This is a genomic window from Pandoraea norimbergensis, from assembly GCF_001465545.3.
GTDB lineage: Bacteria > Pseudomonadota > Gammaproteobacteria > Burkholderiales > Burkholderiaceae > Pandoraea > Pandoraea norimbergensis.
In genome coordinates this window covers 5,102,096-5,116,278 of the sequence record NZ_CP013480.3, presented here as the reverse complement: position 1 = coordinate 5,116,278, position 14,183 = coordinate 5,102,096, and the positions used below count along the sequence as shown (strand labels likewise).

Below are 14,183 nucleotides of genomic sequence, written 5' to 3'. Positions count from 1 at the left end.
CAGTGCGCAAGACATTCCCCAAGCGCATATAACGAGGCATCCGGTTGATCCCCACTGAGTCTTTTCCCGAAGTGTCCGATCGCGCGGGCAAAAGCACGCCAGGCGCCCATCAGTGTTACCGATTGGACATGCCGCAAGCCCACAGCGCGGCGCTTGCCGATATTCTCGACTTCGAAGGTATGCGCGCCATCGGCGAACCGACGAAGTTCGTGGTCCGGTTCACTCATGAGCAGCACGATCTCTCTCGTACGGACTATCTGAACAAGGCAGCCGCGTTGCTCGTGCAACCGCGATTGCGTCACCCCCGATCACGACCGGAACCGGAGCATCGCGTGCACGGCGTGGTTACCGGGTTCGCGCTATTGAAGACAGGTCGCGATCAGTCGACTTACGAGGTGGTACTTGAGTCGCGTCTCGCTCTGCTTCGCAATACGCCGAAGTGTCGGTTCTTTCTGGACAGGAGCATTCCGGAGATTATTCGCCAGATACTGCGTGAGCACGGTTTCGATCAGCTTCAGGCGGACTTCGAACTGGCGCTGACGAAGCACTATCGAAAGTCGGCATTCGTCATGCAGTGGGAAGAGGACGATCTCGCGTTTATCACTCGGCTGTGTCGACGCACGGGTATCTGGTTCGTTTGCGAAGCGGGCAAACATTGCGAACGCGTTCGTTTCTGTGACGACCTCACGCACTATCGACGAGACGCGGCACTGGATGTCCCCTATCTGGAACACGGCAACTTGGATAGCGGTGGTGCCGAGTCGGTGCAAACGCTTGCCATGTATGCGACCACCGTTCCAAAAACGCACAGCGTGCGGACCTACAACCCCGAGCAGGCGACGTCGGACACCGCCAATGGCGAGAAGACGCGTCATGGTGACGAGACTACCTACGGGGAAGCGCATCACTGGGGCACCCCGGGCCTGATGCAGCAAGAGGCGGAAGAAGAGGCGAACTTGCGGCATGAGGCGGCAATGGCTGCGCAGGTGGAATATCGTGGCACCGGCGACGTGCTCGACCTTTCACCAGCGGCGGTGCTCAAACTCTCCAATCGCGAGTTACCGGATGCACCGCACGGCTTGCTCGCGGTGCGTGTGATATGCCGGGCCTCGCGTACGGCGGCGTACACCGTCGAATTCACGGCGATGCCTGCTGAGCGTCTCTATCGTCTGCCGTTGAGGGAGCAGTCGTGGCCTCGAATCGACGGTGTCATTACGGGCACCATTGCTGCGCCAGATCGGTATGTGGGCCCATACCTCGATGAGCAGGGCCGCTACACCGTGCACCTGCACCCCGATCGCGATGAAAGAGTGCCCGGACTCGAGAGTTGTCCGATGCGCCTGGCGAAGCCGTTCGCTGGTGCGGGTCAGACAGGCTTTCACTTCGGATTGGTCGAAGGCACTGTCGTGACGGTGGGCTTTCTCTGGGGCAACCCGGATCTGCCCTACATCAGTCAGGTGTTGCACACAGCCGAGGCGACCGATCCCATCGTCGCTGGCTATCCATGGGGAACACGCAACACGCTGCGCACGCGCACGAACAACACGCTCCAAATGGATGACCGGGATGGGTGCGAGCACATCAAGGTGGCGACCGAGCACGGTAACCCGCCAACGCTGTCGCCCAACCTGCTGCGTTTCTTCGATCACCACATTCACGATTCGCGGGCAGGGTTTCGCGACTTCGACGCCAGCAGCTATCTCAGGCCGCGCCGAATCATGGACCTGCCGTGGGACATCAAGCCCGCGTCGCAGCCGGACGCCGCATCAGCCGCTGTGTCTCGTGCCGCATCGTCTCGGCAGGCGGCGTTCTCGCCCACGTAGGATTGAGCGCAATGCGCACCGCCGGTGAGGCATGTCCACATGCGGTGCTGGGTGACGGCGCACTCTTATCACCTTCCAGAGAAACCCCGAATGACCCCACGTCACGACATATGCGATGGTGACACGACAACGGCGCGCGGCCGTGTGATAGCTCCCTCGTGCAACGATCTTCTCGATGGAAGAGCGATCGCTTACGAAGGCGATGCAGTCTATTGTCAAACGTGCGAGACCACGGGGAAGATCGTCTGCATCGGAGACCGTATCCCGGATCTCGGGCCGAATGGCCGACAAACGGCGCTAAGTGGCGACTGGTGTGTGTGCCGCTGCGATCCTCATCCACGATTGATCGCTTCGCAATCTCGCAGCGGCACCCGCACATAGCGCGTTACGACGCCTTCGTCACGCTGTCCGGCAGATCGCGACCGTGGTACTTCTTGTAGATCGCGTTGAGTTTGCCGTTCTTCATATTGGTCTTCACCCACTCGTTGATCCACTCTTTCAGGCGCGGTTGATCCTTGTTGAGTGCGATGCCGAGATCGAAGTCTTTCTGCATAAACTTGAACTCAAGGTTCTTGGTCGGCGCGCGCTTGACCATCTCGGCCAGATTCGACGGCGTGCTCGAGAAGATATCCACCTGTCCCGTGACCATCGACGTAATCAGCGTCGAGTCGTCTTCATAGCGCACGATCTGCGCGCCCTTGGCATTTTGCGTGGTCTCGGTGTCGTTGACGGTGGCGCGCGTCAGGCCGATGCGTTTGCCGTTCAGGTCGGCATAGTTCTTGATGGCGATGTCCTTCGGGCCACCGACAATGATCGAGATCACCGCGTACGGCACCGAGAAATCGATAACCTTTGCGCGCTCGGGCGTGATCGACAGATCGGCCACTACGACGTCGGCACGGTTGGCTTGCAGCGTCGGCACGCGTGCAGCATTGGTCACCGAGACGATGTCGAGCTTCACGCCGAGATCCTTGGCGAGCAGTTGTGCCGTCTCGACGTCCGATCCCGCCGGTTGCAGGTTCGCATCGGCAAACGAGAACAGCGGCGTGCCCATGGCAATCGCGACGCGAATCTTGCCCGCCTTCTTGATGTCGTCGAGCTGATCGGCCAGCGCAGCGTGCGCCATCGCGCCGAGCACAAGGGCGGCACAGGCCTGAGTGAGGATCGTCTTGAGTTTCATGCAGTGGTCTCCTTAGAGTGATGTGTTGTCAACTGCGACTAGCGGATACGCGTGCGCTCACAGGCCATTGGCGAGGAACGCGCGCAGTTCGGGCGTTTTCGGGTCGTCGAGCATTTCACCCGGACCGACTTCCCAGACCTTGCCCTGATGCATGTAAATGATCTGATCGGCCACGCGCTTCGCGAACGCCATCTCGTGCGTGACCAGCAACATCGTCATGCCGCCGGCGGCGAGATCTTCCATCACGCGCAGCACTTCGCCGGTGAGTTGCGGGTCGAGCGCGGAGGTCACTTCATCGAACAACATGACCTTCGGTGACATCGCTAACGAACGCGCAATGGCCACACGTTGCTGTTGTCCGCCCGAGAGCTGTTCCGGGTAGCTGTCGGCTTTTTCCGCGAGGCCCACTTGCGCGAGCACACGCTTGGCGACGGTTTCGGCTTCGCTGCGCGGCATGCGCTTCACATGACGCAGCGCGAGCATGATGTTCTCGCGCACGCTCAGGTGCGGAAACAGGTTGTAGCTCTGAAAGACGATGCCGACTTCGCGGCGCAATTCGTGCAGGTCGATCTTCGGATCTTCGACGCGAATACCGCACACTTCGATGGAGCCTTCGTCAATCGTCTCCAGCCGGTCGATACAGCGCAGCGCCGTACTCTTGCCCGAACCGCTCGCGCCGATGATCGCGACCATCTTGCCGCGCTCCACTTCGAACGACACGCCCTTGAGCACCGGGTTGTCGCCGAAGCGCTTGTGAATCTGGTTGACCTTAACGATTGCCGACATTGAGCCTGTCCTCCAGTGCAGCGCTCCAGCGGGAGAGTGGGTAGCACAGCACGAAATAAAACACCCCCACCAGCGAGAACACGAGGAAGGGCTGGAAAATCGAGTTGTTGATGATCTGGCCGGCCCGCGTGAGTTCAACGAAACCGATCACCGACGCCAGCGACGTCATCTTGATGATCTGCACCAGAAAGCCGATCGTGGGCGGCAGCGACAAACGGATGGCCTGCGGAATGATCACGAGACGCAACGTCTGCCAGCGCGTGAACGACAGGCACTCGGCCGCCTCCCACTGCGCGGGCGGCATCGCTTCCACACAGCCGCGCCAGATGTCGCCCAGATACGCGCTCGTGTAGACCATCAGCGCGAGCGCTGCGGCCGCGATGGCGGGCAATTCGAAGCCATACGCCGACAGGCCGAAATACACGATGAACAGCAGAATCAGCAGCGGTATGCCCTGAATCGCTTCGATGAAAACTTGCGCCGGCAAGCGCAGCCAGCGACGCGGCGAGATGCGCGCGAGCATCACCAGAAAGCCGCCCGCGCTGCCGAGCACGAACGCGATCAGCGAGAGCACCAGCGTCCAGCCGATCGACTGCACGAGATAGCCCAGATAGGTCCACGAAAAACTGCCGATCATGACGCGCTCCGTTGCGCGGGGGTGCCGCTCGTGTTGGTCGCGCTGCCCGGGTTTGCGGCGGCCACGCGGGCGGCTGTCGCGCGACGACGTGCAGCCTGTGCTGTCTGGGCAGCCGCGCGTCGCACGGTGCGGCGGCGCTTGAAGAGGTATTCGCCGAACGCCCACGCGACGAGCTTCACCAACAGCGAAAGCGCCACATAGAGCACGGCCACGACGATGTAGGTTTCGAGCGAGCGAAACGTGTCCGACTGCACCGTGTTGGCGACGGCGGTGAGCTCTTCGGCAGAAATCTGCGACGCCATGGCCGAGGCCTGCATCATCAAAATGAACTGCGTCGTGAGCGCGGGGTACACCTTCTCGATGGCCGGTTGCAGCATCACGTGCCACGCGATGCGCCATTTCGACAAGCCCAGACACTCGGCCGCCTCGATCTGGCCGCGCGGCACGGACTCGATGCCCGCGCGGATGATCTCTGCCGCGTAGGCACCGATGTTGATGACCATCGCGATGACCGCCGCAGCGAACGTGGGCATGTGAATGCCCAGACTCGCGAGCCCGAAATAGAGAAGGAAGATCTGGACGAGGAACGGGGTGTTGCGCACCGACTCGATGTAGATGGCGCACAGACGCGACAACAGGCGGTAACGGCTTCGTTTGGCGAACGCCACGAGTGTGCCGAGTGCCGTGCCGATGATCACGGACAACACCGTCATCTTCAGCGTGAGCCACGCGCCCTCCAGGAAAACTGGCCAATAAGGGACCAGTGGGGCGAAATTCAACGAAAAATGCATGGCTAACGCCTGTCTCCGGTGACGTTCGGGGCCGACGCGCCAGGTAGTGCTTTCACGGTGATGACAACCGCGATCGCGCTGGAGGGTCTTTCTTGTACGTCGTCATATAAGTGATGTGATTTTGCGCATCGGTATTCCGCGTTGTCAATAGCATGGGCTTGCGGGGATACCCGAGGCTATGGCCTTGATAGGACTAGGGGTAAGTCGCTCCGGATACCGTACGGCGGGGGTGCGACGTGCCTGTGAGGCGGCTTCAACGATCGGTTGACGGGGACGTGTTTTTGCCATGTCATCGTATCTCTTGGTTTGAGAAAGGCAGGCGAAGCGTGATAGCGGCGGCGAGGGGAGATGCCGGGTGCCGCCCGGCGAGGGACCTTTTATAATTGCGCTTTATCGCTCGCGGGCCTCGATTGGGTCCGCGCACCTGCCGAGTCCGTCATGAACACCACCGACCGCAAGCCCCTCGCCCTGAGATCAACGACTGCGGTGTTTGCGCGGCGTAGCGCCGAGCGCGGCTGTTGGCAGATTCCACTGAAGTGCCATGGCGACGTTGCGTCGCAAGGCGAGGTCTGATGGCCCTGTCTGCCACACCGCTCGACGAACTCGACCGGAGTCTGCTCGCGCTGTTGCGCGTGAACGCCCGCGAAAGTGCGGCCAATCTCGCGCGCCGGCTCGGTGTGGCGCGCACGACCGTGCTGGCACGCATCGGACGGCTTGAACGCGCGGGCGTGATCGCTGGCTACACCGTGCGGCTCGGGCAGGACGCCGTGGGTGGCGGCTTGCAGGCGTGCGTAGGCATCAGCGTGCAACCGCGCTCGGGGCGCGATGTTCAGAGGCGGCTCGACAAGATGCCGGAGATTCATCTGCTTTGTACCGTCAGCGGCGAGTTCGACTACGTGGCGTGGTTGCACGCGGCCTCGCCCGATCAACTCGACGCGCTGCTCGACACCATCGGCGAGATCGACGGCGTGACGCGTACCACCACGTCGGTGGTACTCGCCCGGAAGATCGACCGGGGTGGCGTGTTGCCCTGATCCGGCGCCGATCCATTCCTAATTCAGTGCTAATTCGGTGCTAAGAATTAGGCGCTAAGGTGTCGACCGGCAATCGGGCAGGACGGTTTGGCTATCTCGTTTGGGATTTTCCGCAGGCTTGGTAATTTTCCGTAAACGCCAAGCGGCTGTTTGCTAAGAAATCTGCGACGCCATGCCGCGGTGAACGCGCCTCGTTGGCGCGCCGCCGCAAGGCGCGACGGCTTGCTGTCGCGGCCAACCCCGCGCCTGCCGGGCGTCCCCGAGAATTTGGCCAGTGCGCAACGTTGGCGCGCTGCCGGAAGCGAGGCGTTCCAGCGCTGCGCAAAAATGGGGCAAAATGCGTCCCGATCGTCTTCTCAATCCCCGCAATACCCCATGGAGCGTCGACTTCAGGTTTGTCGGGTAGTGGCGATAGTGCTAAACTTATTGAGAATAATTTGCATTAACTTCCTCACATTCTGGAGTTTGTATGCGCGTGAAATCCCTCGTGGCAGCGGTGCTGCTCGCCGGTGCGGCGACCCTGGCGCAAGCCGCCGAGTTTCCGATCGGTAAGCCGCTGGTCACGGCAGGCATGGAAATCAACACCGTTTATCTGCAACCGATCACGATGGAACCGGCCGGCATGATGAACGATGCCAAGAAGTCGGATATCCACCTCGAGGCAGATATTCACGCCGTGGCCAAGAACCCGAACGGTTACGCCGAAGGCGACTGGATTCCGGGTCTGGAAATCACGTACAAGCTCCAGAAGGCCGGTAGCGCGAAGGTTATCGAAGGTCTGATGATGCCGATGGTCGCGAGCGATGGCCCGCACTACGGCGACAACGTGAAGCTCGACGGCGTGGGCAAGTACACGCTGACGATGGTGGTGAATGCCCCGGGCACGCTGGCCGAATTCGGTTGCAAGATGGGCGCCGGTGCGATGGCTGCATCGGGCGCGCACGCTGCCCACGGCGGCATGGGCCCGTGGTGCTTCGGCCGTCACGTCGACAAGGAAACCGGCGTGGGTCCGTGGTTCAAGCCGATCACGAAGACCGTCGAATTCACGTTCAGCGGTATTGGCAAGAAGGGCGGCTACTAAGCCCGGACTATCTTGATGCAGCGTTGGCCTGTTGGCGGGTCGACGCTGTTTTCATTTGGAGCATGAAGGATGATTCAGCGCATCGCGCGCCTGCTGGCCACGATGATGGCCGTGCTGGCCACGTTGTTCGCACTCGGCGGCCCCTCGCTTGCCCGCGCGGACGAACTTCCCACGTTCAAGCTGGAAATGAACAACGGCAAGCTCAACCCCGCCCGCATCGAAGTGCCGGCCGGCAAGCGTATCAAGATCGAAGTGCATAACACCGGCACGAACGCGGTCGAGTTCGAGAGCCTGCAACTGCGCAAGGAAAAGGTGCTCGCACCGGGCGCGCAGTCGTTTGTCGTGATCGCGCCGCTGCAACCGGGCGAGTACAAGTTTTTCGACGACTTCCATCAGCAGGCACAAGGCGTGATCGTCGCCAAGTAAGTATCAGCAAGCATCAACAAGTATCAACGAGCAACACTAAAGGAATTGCACGATGGGTCAGGTCATGTTCATCGTCTGGCGCGAAAGCGTTGAGGCACTGCTGGTCGTAGGCATTCTGCATGCCTGGCTGGCCAACCCCGAGCACGGCGCCAAGCGCGGCCTGCCCTATCTGTGGGCCGGCGTAGCCCTCGGGATTGCGGCCGCCGTGGCACTCGGTGCCGCGCTGGTCGGTTTCACCGAAGTGCTCTCGGGCGACGCGCAGGACTACTTCCAGACCGCCATGGTGCTGATCGCCTGTGTGCTGATCGTGCAGATGGTCTTCTGGATGAAGCGGCATGGCCGCACGCTCAAGCGCGACATGGAGTCATCGTTACAGAAAACGCACGATCAGGGCACCTGGTGGGGTGTGCTGATTCTGGTGGCGCTGGCGATTGCCCGTGAAGGCAGCGAGACCGCGATCTTCCTGTATGGCATCGGTTTCGGTCAGCAGGGCAGTGTGCCGCTGACGATGTGGCTGGCCGTGGTGATCGGTTTCGTGCTGGCGCTGCTGACGTTCTGGCTGTTGCAACTGGGCGGGAAGGTGTTCTCGTGGCGACTGTTCTTCCGCGTGACGGAAATCATGTTGCTGTTCCTCGCGGCGGGCTTGCTTGAGTCGGGTCTCGACCGCTTGATCTCGCTGGAGCTCGTGCCGACACTGGTCGATCAACTGTGGGATACTTCCGCGATTCTTGACGACACCAGCCCGTTTGGCGGTCTGGTCGCCACGCTGACCGGCTACCGGGCCCACCCGGCCGGCATGAACCTGTTGGTGTATGCGCTGTACTGGCTGTTCATCTGGGCGCTGTTGAAGCGCGCCGGTGCCCCGGCCAAGCAGGTTAAAGCTGCATAAGCGGTAAGTGAGCAGTAAGTGAGCGGTACTCGGGCGGCACGAGCCGCCCGATTGGCCACTTGGCCAGACCGGCCTGCACGGACCACGCTGGATAAAGAGTCCGTCAGGCCGCTGAAGCAATCCCCCGAAGCACGAGTTGAGCATGAGCATCGCCATACCTGTCCCGAACCTGCTGGCCCGCGTGGGCCTTTGGATGCAACGCCACGGCAAACTGATCCGCGGCGTGCAGTGGGGCATCGTTTTGGTTTATGCATTCCTCATCTGCGTGCCGGTCATGATGCCGTTGCCTGATGAGACGGCACACATTCTCAACAACCTCACCGTCTTCGCTCAGTTCACCTTCTGGGGCATCTGGTGGCCGTTTGTGCTCATCAGCATGGTCTTGATGGGACGCGTGTGGTGCGGGGTGCTCTGCCCCGAAGGCACCCTCTCCGAATTCGCCAGCCGTCACGGCCGTGGCCGCGCCATTCCGCGTTGGATGCGCTGGGGCGGATGGCCCTTCGTGGCGTTTGCCGGGACCACGCTCTACGGCCAGATGGTCAGCGTCTATCAGTATCCGAAAGCCGTGCTGCTCGTGCTGGGCGGCTCGACCATCGGTGCGATGGTGATCGGCTACTTCTACGGGCGCGACAAGCGTGTCTGGTGCAAGTATCTGTGCCCGGTCAATGGTGTGTTCTCGTTGCTGGCGCGCCTCGCGCCGTTCCACTTCAAGGTCAACGAAGACGCGTGGCGTCAGTCGTATCACACCAACGGTCACAAGATCATCCCGGTCAATTGCGCGCCCATCGTGCCGCTGCGCAATATGAAGGGCGGTGCGCAGTGCCATATGTGCGGCCGCTGTGCCGGCCACCGCGACGCGATCGAGCTTGCCGGGCGTTCGCCGAGCGAAGAAATCGTGAAGTTCGGTGCGACCGAAAACAACAGCGTGTGGGACAGCGTGCTCCTGATGTACGGCCTGCTCGGCGTGGCCATCGGGGCGTTTCACTGGACCGTGAACCCGTGGTTCGTCACCGTCAAGACGGCGATTGCGTCGTGGCTCATCGATCGCAACATCATGTGGCCGTTCGAGACCAATGCGCCGTGGTTCGTATTCACGAACTATCCCGATCAGAGCGACGTGTTCTCGTGGCTCGATGGCGGTCTGGTCGTCGCCTACATCGTTGGTAACGGCGTGTTGCTCGGATTGGCCTTCACGATCATCTTTGCGCTGGCCAACCGGGCGATGGGCTCGTGGCAGACCTCGCGCTTCAATCATCTGGTGCAGGCGCTGATTCCGATTGCGGGCGCGGGCGTGTTCATCGGCCTGTCGGCGACCACGGTCAGCCTGCTGCGTGCCGAGCATCTGCCGGTGTACTGGGCCAATGACGTGCGTGCCACCATTCTGGCTGCCACCACGCTGTGGAGCCTGTGGCTGGGCTGGCGTGTGACGGGCCGCCATGCGAGCACGCTGGGCCGTCGTCTGGCCGGCATGGCCGGCATCGTGGCGGCGCTGGCGCTGGTCAACTGGCTCTGGCTGCTGATGTTCTGGATTTGGTAAGCCAACGGGTCAATCAGGTCTCGCTGGCCGGAACCTCGCCTTGGCGGGCATCCGGCGCGTGACCTACAATGTCGCCACAAGTCTCTCTGTGTGCCGCCCATGTTGCTCGCTCAACGCCTTCCGCTGTACTTCCGACTCGTTCGACTCGATAAGCCGATCGGCACCGTGCTGCTGCTGTGGCCGACGCTCGCCGCGCTGTGGATTGCCTCCAGCGGGCATCCCGATCCGCTGCTCGTCGTGATCTTCACCGTCGGCACCTTCCTGATGCGCTCGGCCGGTTGTGCCATCAACGATTACGCCGACCGCGATTTCGATAAATACGTCAAACGCACGCAGGAGCGCCCGATCACCTCAGGCCGCATTCGCGCGTGGGAGGCGGTGGCCGTCGCAGCGACGCTGGCGCTGGCGAGCTTTCTGTTGATCCTGCCGCTCAATGCGCTGACCAAGTGGCTGTCGATTCCGGCGCTGTTCGTCGCGGGGACGTATCCGTTCACCAAGCGTTTTCTGGCGATTCCGCAGGCGTATCTGGGCGTCGCGTTCGGCTTCGGTATTCCGATGGCGTTTGCGGCGGTACAGGATCAGGTGCCGATGCTGGCGTGGATTCTGCTGCTCTCCAACGTGTTCTGGTCGGTGGCATACGACACCGAATACGCGATGGTCGATCGCGACGACGATCTGAAGATCGGCATCAAGACTTCCGCCATCACCTTCGGACGCTTCGACGTTGCCGCCATCATGCTTTGCTACGTTGTGGCGTTGGGCATTCAGGCCGGTGTGGGCGCGTATCTGGGCTTCGGCTGGCCGTTTTGGCTGGGCATGGCGGTGGCGGTGGGTTGCGCGATCTATCACTACTTTCTGATTCGCGAGCGCGAGCGCATGCCGTGCTTTGCGGCGTTCCGTCATAACAACTGGCTCGGTGCCGCCGTCTTCGCCGGTATCGGCGGGCATTACCTGCTGACGGCGCACGGTTGAGGTCTTACATCGAGTCCGTTACGCCAACTGCACCGGGTGTGGGCGCGTACGTGGCCAGTGGAAATACTTCTCCAACAACGCGTCGAGAATAGCGAGCGTTTCGGCATCGGGCACGCCGTCGTAGCGTGCCGGTCGAAAGTGCATTTGGAACGCTGAAATGACGTCGGTGGTTGGCGCATCCAACTCACCTGATTGCGGCGCGTCATAGCCGTAGGCCAGTAGCTTCGCTTGCAAGCCGGCGACATCGCCATCGAACGGCGAGGTGTTGCGATAGTGGTTCACGGTGTCATCGTCGGGCCATGCGCCGACGCCGTGTTGCTCGTACAGCGTTCGCCAAGGAAACAAGGGGCCCGGATCGACCTTGCGTCCGGGGGCCACGTCGGCATGCCCCACCACCTTGTGCGGCAGAATCCGATGTCTCGCCACAATGTCGGCCGCGAGTTCGCCGACGACGGCAATCTGTTCATCGTCGAATGTCTCCCACTGGCGCTTGACCGGCGAAAGATCCCGATCTTCGGTCGGAAAGCCGCCATTGACGATCTCGATGCCGATCGATGTCCCGTTCAGCGGGCGATCCCCTTGCCAGTAGCTCACACCCGCGTGCCGGGCCAGTTGCGATTCGGGCACCAGCACATAAACACGGAACTGCCCGCTCTCCTCAGCCGCCGCCGGCACGAGATAGTGGGCACTGACGCCTCGTATCGGGTCGATCAGCGTCGCTAACGAGTCGGCGAGGGGAAGCTCGGTGTAATGCAACACCAGCGTGCGGACGCGAGAGGTTTGATTCGGGGAGTGGACAGATTCGTCGAGTCGGTAGGGCACCGGCTGTTTGCGTGGTTCGTGCGGGGCAGGTGTCTTTCCGGTCGTGGTACATGCGCTCAGCGGCAGTAGAAGCATCGCAGCCGCCCGGGTGGAAATTCGTGCAAAGAACTCACGACGGCGCGATCCCGGCGCATTGGATGGGATAACCGGAGGAGCGGCTTCGGGTTTGCACTCGCGCATGGGCTGACCATCTATGCAGAACTGGGTCAGCCAACACTAGCGTTCCAGCGCCAACGGCGACTTGCAGAAAACGACTTTCGTCGAAAGCGTGATGAGGCATCGCCGGCCATGCCGACGTCCAGCCGTCGTGCGAAAAGAAAAACGGCGCGGTGATCTGTCGATCATTCGCGCCGTTTTTTCATTCACCGACAGGTCGTGCCGGTGAGGTCGAACCTCAGTTAGCTTCAGGCATCGCCGAGTTCGTCGCCCAGTTCCTTCGCACGCGTATTGGCGGCATGCACGCCGCGCACGATGGCAGCCTTGATCGAATCGCGATCGAACGAGCTGAGTGCGGCAAACGTGGTGCCGCCCTTCGAGGTCACGCGCTCGCGCAGCACGCTGGCGGGTTCGCTCGACTGCGCGGCCAGTTGCGAGGCACCGGTGAACGTGGCGATGGCCAGTTGGCGGCCTTGTTCCGGCGAGAAGCCCAGTTCTTGCGCGGCTTGCTCAAGGGCTTCGATGAAATAGAACACGTAGGCCGGACCGCTGCCCGAGATCGCCGTGACGCCGTCGAGCTGGCTTTCCTTTTCCACCCAGACGATCTGGCCGGCGGCGCCGAGCACCGTTTCGGCGCGCTTGCGCTGATCGGTGTCCACGCCCGAGAGGGCTGCCAGCCCCGTGGTGCCCATGCCGATCAGGGCAGGCGTGTTCGGCATGCAGCGCACGATCTGGTTATGGCCGCCGAGCCAGCGCGCCAGATCCGACGCGCGGATACCGGCCGCGATGCTGATGACCAGTTGCGTGTTCAGATGCGGTTGCAGGGCTTGCGCCACGTCCTTGAGGACTTGCGGCTTTACGGCCAGCACCAGCGTGTCGTAGTCGCGCAGGCGGTCGTTGGGCGCGCTGGCGGTTTCGATACCGTATTGTTTGACGAGGCCCTCGCGGGTCGATTCGTTGACGTCGATCGCGAGAATGTCGCGCGGTGCCGTGCCGCGTCCCACCAGTCCGCCGATCAGGGCGTTGGCCATATTGCCGCCGCCGATGAATGCAATTCTCATAACCATCCTTTGCGTTGCGTGAGTCGTTTGCGTCGTTACCGTGTCATGCCGTGGCGAGTATCCGACTCGTCCGTCATCCGAATTCGCCTGCGCGCGATAATTCCGTAGCGCCTCAGGCGTGGGACCCGTAGTCACGAGCCCCGAAAATTGCGGTGCCGATGCGCACCATTGTCGCACCCTCGGCGATGGCCGCTTCCAGATCGCCGGACATGCCCATCGACAGCGTGTCGAGCGCCATACCGTCGGCGCGCAGCGCATCGAACAATTCGCGCATGGCACGCAGCGGTGCGCGTTGGCGCACGGGATCGTCGTCGGGTTCAGGAATCGCCATCAGGCCGCGCAATTGCAGGTTGGGCAGGGCGGCGATGGCGCGCGCCGTCTCTGGCACGTCGGCGGGGGCGATGCCGCTCTTGCTGGCTTCACCGCTGATGTTGACTTGCAGGCAGACCTGAAGCGGTGGCATATCGGCCGGGCGTTGTGCGCTCAGGCGCTCCGCGATCTTGAGCCGGTCAACCGAGTGCACCCACGCAAAGTGCTCCGCAACCGGGCGGGTCTTATTGCTTTGCAGCGGCCCAATGAAGTGCCATTCGAGCGCCTTGCCGTCGACGGTGACGTCGGCCAGCGCCGCAATCTTGTCGAGGGCCTCTTGCACGTAGTTCTCGCCGAAGGCTCGTTGCCCGGCGGCCACGGCGTCTCGTACCGCGTCGGCCCCAAACGTTTTCGAGACGGCGAGCAGTTGCACGCTGCCGGCGGGTCGATGGGCGTTGGCGGTAGCTTGGGCGATCCGGGAGAGGACGGCGTCGAGGTGAGCGGCGATGGTCGACATGAGGCGAGTTCAGGCGTCGATGGGGCGGCAGGCGGGAGCGGAATTGCGTCACCGGCACGCCGATAGGGGGTGCAGGCCAACGATTATAGCTGTGCGTATGGGGAGGTGCTACCCCGGGAAAAAACAAGGTGCTACCCAATAACGAAGGGGGCATGGCCGCAG

At 62.0% G+C, this 14,183-nt stretch carries 15 protein-coding genes and 1 pseudogene; 9 read left to right on the top strand and 7 right to left on the bottom strand.

Going from position 1 to position 14,183, the window contains the following annotated elements:
* Positions 1–128 precede the first annotated feature (128 nt).
* A complete protein-coding gene (locus tag AT302_RS22300) occupies positions 129–1,823 on the top strand; it encodes a type VI secretion system Vgr family protein (RefSeq protein WP_058375894.1) in 1,695 nt (564 codons plus the stop codon).
* A gap of 39 nt (positions 1,824–1,862) precedes the next feature.
* Positions 1,863–2,204 (top strand): PAAR domain-containing protein, encoded by a 342-nt coding sequence (locus AT302_RS27395; protein WP_322788718.1) that lies wholly within the window; start codon positions 1,863–1,865, stop codon positions 2,202–2,204.
* Positions 2,205–2,208: 4 nt separating this feature from the next.
* Here the strand turns inward: AT302_RS27395 and AT302_RS22295 are convergent, their stop codons facing one another.
* From AT302_RS22295 to AT302_RS22280, 4 genes are read right to left on the bottom strand one after another with little or no spacing between them, the layout of a single operon-like run.
* A complete protein-coding gene (locus tag AT302_RS22295; protein ID WP_058375893.1) occupies positions 2,209–3,003 on the bottom strand; it encodes a transporter substrate-binding domain-containing protein in 795 nt (264 codons plus the stop codon).
* Between the two features lie 57 nt (positions 3,004–3,060).
* Complete coding sequence (locus AT302_RS22290) at positions 3,061–3,789, bottom strand: amino acid ABC transporter ATP-binding protein (protein WP_058375892.1); 729 nt, start codon at positions 3,787–3,789, stop codon at positions 3,061–3,063.
* Positions 3,773–4,426 (bottom strand): amino acid ABC transporter permease, encoded by a 654-nt coding sequence (locus AT302_RS22285; RefSeq protein WP_058375891.1) that lies wholly within the window; start codon positions 4,424–4,426, stop codon positions 3,773–3,775. Before AT302_RS22285 ends, AT302_RS22290 begins: the two co-directional genes overlap by 17 nt.
* Positions 4,423–5,217: an amino acid ABC transporter permease gene (locus AT302_RS22280; protein ID WP_058375890.1), complete on the bottom strand. Its 795-nt coding sequence runs from the start codon at positions 5,215–5,217 to the stop codon at positions 4,423–4,425. Before AT302_RS22280 ends, AT302_RS22285 begins: the two co-directional genes overlap by 4 nt.
* Before the next feature lie 438 nt (positions 5,218–5,655).
* Here AT302_RS22280 and AT302_RS28275 point away from each other — a divergent pair, with 438 nt between their 5' ends.
* From AT302_RS28275 to ubiA, 7 genes are all read left to right on the top strand, one after another.
* The gene (locus AT302_RS28275; protein WP_257786042.1) at positions 5,656–5,790 is read left to right on the top strand and encodes a hypothetical protein; all 135 of its coding nucleotides are present in this window, start codon (positions 5,656–5,658) and stop codon (positions 5,788–5,790) included.
* Entirely contained in the window at positions 5,790–6,251 is a 462-nt protein-coding gene (locus AT302_RS22275; protein ID WP_058375889.1) for an Lrp/AsnC family transcriptional regulator, read from the top strand. Before AT302_RS28275 ends, AT302_RS22275 begins: the two co-directional genes overlap by 1 nt.
* A gap of 469 nt (positions 6,252–6,720) precedes the next feature.
* A complete protein-coding gene (locus AT302_RS22270; RefSeq protein WP_058375888.1) occupies positions 6,721–7,332 on the top strand; it encodes an iron transporter in 612 nt (203 codons plus the stop codon).
* Positions 7,333–7,434: 102 nt separating this feature from the next.
* Positions 7,435–7,758 carry a cupredoxin domain-containing protein gene (locus tag AT302_RS22265; protein ID WP_058379858.1) on the top strand — a complete coding sequence of 108 codons (324 nt, stop codon included), beginning with the start codon at positions 7,435–7,437 and terminating at the stop codon, positions 7,756–7,758.
* A gap of 52 nt (positions 7,759–7,810) precedes the next feature.
* Complete coding sequence (locus AT302_RS22260; protein WP_058375887.1) at positions 7,811–8,647, top strand: FTR1 family iron permease; 837 nt, start codon at positions 7,811–7,813, stop codon at positions 8,645–8,647.
* 142 nt (positions 8,648–8,789) lie between these two features.
* Entirely contained in the window at positions 8,790–10,184 is a 1,395-nt protein-coding gene (locus tag AT302_RS22255; RefSeq protein WP_174554619.1) for a 4Fe-4S binding protein, read from the top strand.
* A 99-nt stretch (positions 10,185–10,283) separates the two neighbouring features.
* Entirely contained in the window at positions 10,284–11,156 is an 873-nt protein-coding gene (gene ubiA / locus AT302_RS22250) for a 4-hydroxybenzoate octaprenyltransferase (RefSeq protein WP_058375886.1), read from the top strand.
* Between the two features lie 57 nt (positions 11,157–11,213).
* Here ubiA and AT302_RS22245 read toward each other — a convergent pair.
* From AT302_RS22245 to AT302_RS22235, 3 genes and pseudogenes are all read right to left on the bottom strand, one after another.
* Positions 11,214–12,158 (bottom strand): annotated as a pseudogene (locus AT302_RS22245) (N-acetylmuramoyl-L-alanine amidase); the annotation flags it as partial.
* Positions 12,159–12,382: 224 nt separating this feature from the next.
* Complete coding sequence (gene proC / locus AT302_RS22240; protein ID WP_058375884.1) at positions 12,383–13,195, bottom strand: pyrroline-5-carboxylate reductase; 813 nt, start codon at positions 13,193–13,195, stop codon at positions 12,383–12,385.
* A gap of 112 nt (positions 13,196–13,307) precedes the next feature.
* On the bottom strand, positions 13,308–14,021 hold the full coding sequence (locus AT302_RS22235) for a YggS family pyridoxal phosphate-dependent enzyme (protein WP_058375883.1): 714 nt from the start codon (positions 14,019–14,021) through the stop codon (positions 13,308–13,310).
* Positions 14,022–14,183 lie beyond the last annotated feature (162 nt).

What these genes read in the sequence shown, in the direction of transcription:
- AT302_RS22300 (WP_058375894.1), top strand. Translation starts at nt 129, where the DNA reads ATGCCGCAAGCCCACAGCGCGGCGCTTGCCGATATTCTCGACTTCGAA.
- AT302_RS27395 (WP_322788718.1), top strand. Translation starts at nt 1,863, where the DNA reads ATGCGGTGCTGGGTGACGGCGCACTCTTATCACCTTCCAGAGAAACCC.
- AT302_RS22295 (WP_058375893.1), bottom strand. Translation starts at nt 3,003, where the DNA reads ATGAAACTCAAGACGATCCTCACTCAGGCCTGTGCCGCCCTTGTGCTC.
- AT302_RS22290 (WP_058375892.1), bottom strand. Translation starts at nt 3,789, where the DNA reads ATGTCGGCAATCGTTAAGGTCAACCAGATTCACAAGCGCTTCGGCGAC.
- AT302_RS22285 (WP_058375891.1), bottom strand. Translation starts at nt 4,426, where the DNA reads ATGATCGGCAGTTTTTCGTGGACCTATCTGGGCTATCTCGTGCAGTCG.
- AT302_RS22280 (WP_058375890.1), bottom strand. Translation starts at nt 5,217, where the DNA reads ATGCATTTTTCGTTGAATTTCGCCCCACTGGTCCCTTATTGGCCAGTT.
- AT302_RS28275 (WP_257786042.1), top strand. Translation starts at nt 5,656, where the DNA reads ATGAACACCACCGACCGCAAGCCCCTCGCCCTGAGATCAACGACTGCG.
- AT302_RS22275 (WP_058375889.1), top strand. Translation starts at nt 5,790, where the DNA reads ATGGCCCTGTCTGCCACACCGCTCGACGAACTCGACCGGAGTCTGCTC.
- AT302_RS22270 (WP_058375888.1), top strand. Translation starts at nt 6,721, where the DNA reads ATGCGCGTGAAATCCCTCGTGGCAGCGGTGCTGCTCGCCGGTGCGGCG.
- AT302_RS22265 (WP_058379858.1), top strand. Translation starts at nt 7,435, where the DNA reads ATGATGGCCGTGCTGGCCACGTTGTTCGCACTCGGCGGCCCCTCGCTT.
- AT302_RS22260 (WP_058375887.1), top strand. Translation starts at nt 7,811, where the DNA reads ATGGGTCAGGTCATGTTCATCGTCTGGCGCGAAAGCGTTGAGGCACTG.
- AT302_RS22255 (WP_174554619.1), top strand. Translation starts at nt 8,790, where the DNA reads ATGAGCATCGCCATACCTGTCCCGAACCTGCTGGCCCGCGTGGGCCTT.
- ubiA (WP_058375886.1), top strand. Translation starts at nt 10,284, where the DNA reads ATGTTGCTCGCTCAACGCCTTCCGCTGTACTTCCGACTCGTTCGACTC.
- proC (WP_058375884.1), bottom strand. Translation starts at nt 13,195, where the DNA reads ATGAGAATTGCATTCATCGGCGGCGGCAATATGGCCAACGCCCTGATC.
- AT302_RS22235 (WP_058375883.1), bottom strand. Translation starts at nt 14,021, where the DNA reads ATGTCGACCATCGCCGCTCACCTCGACGCCGTCCTCTCCCGGATCGCC.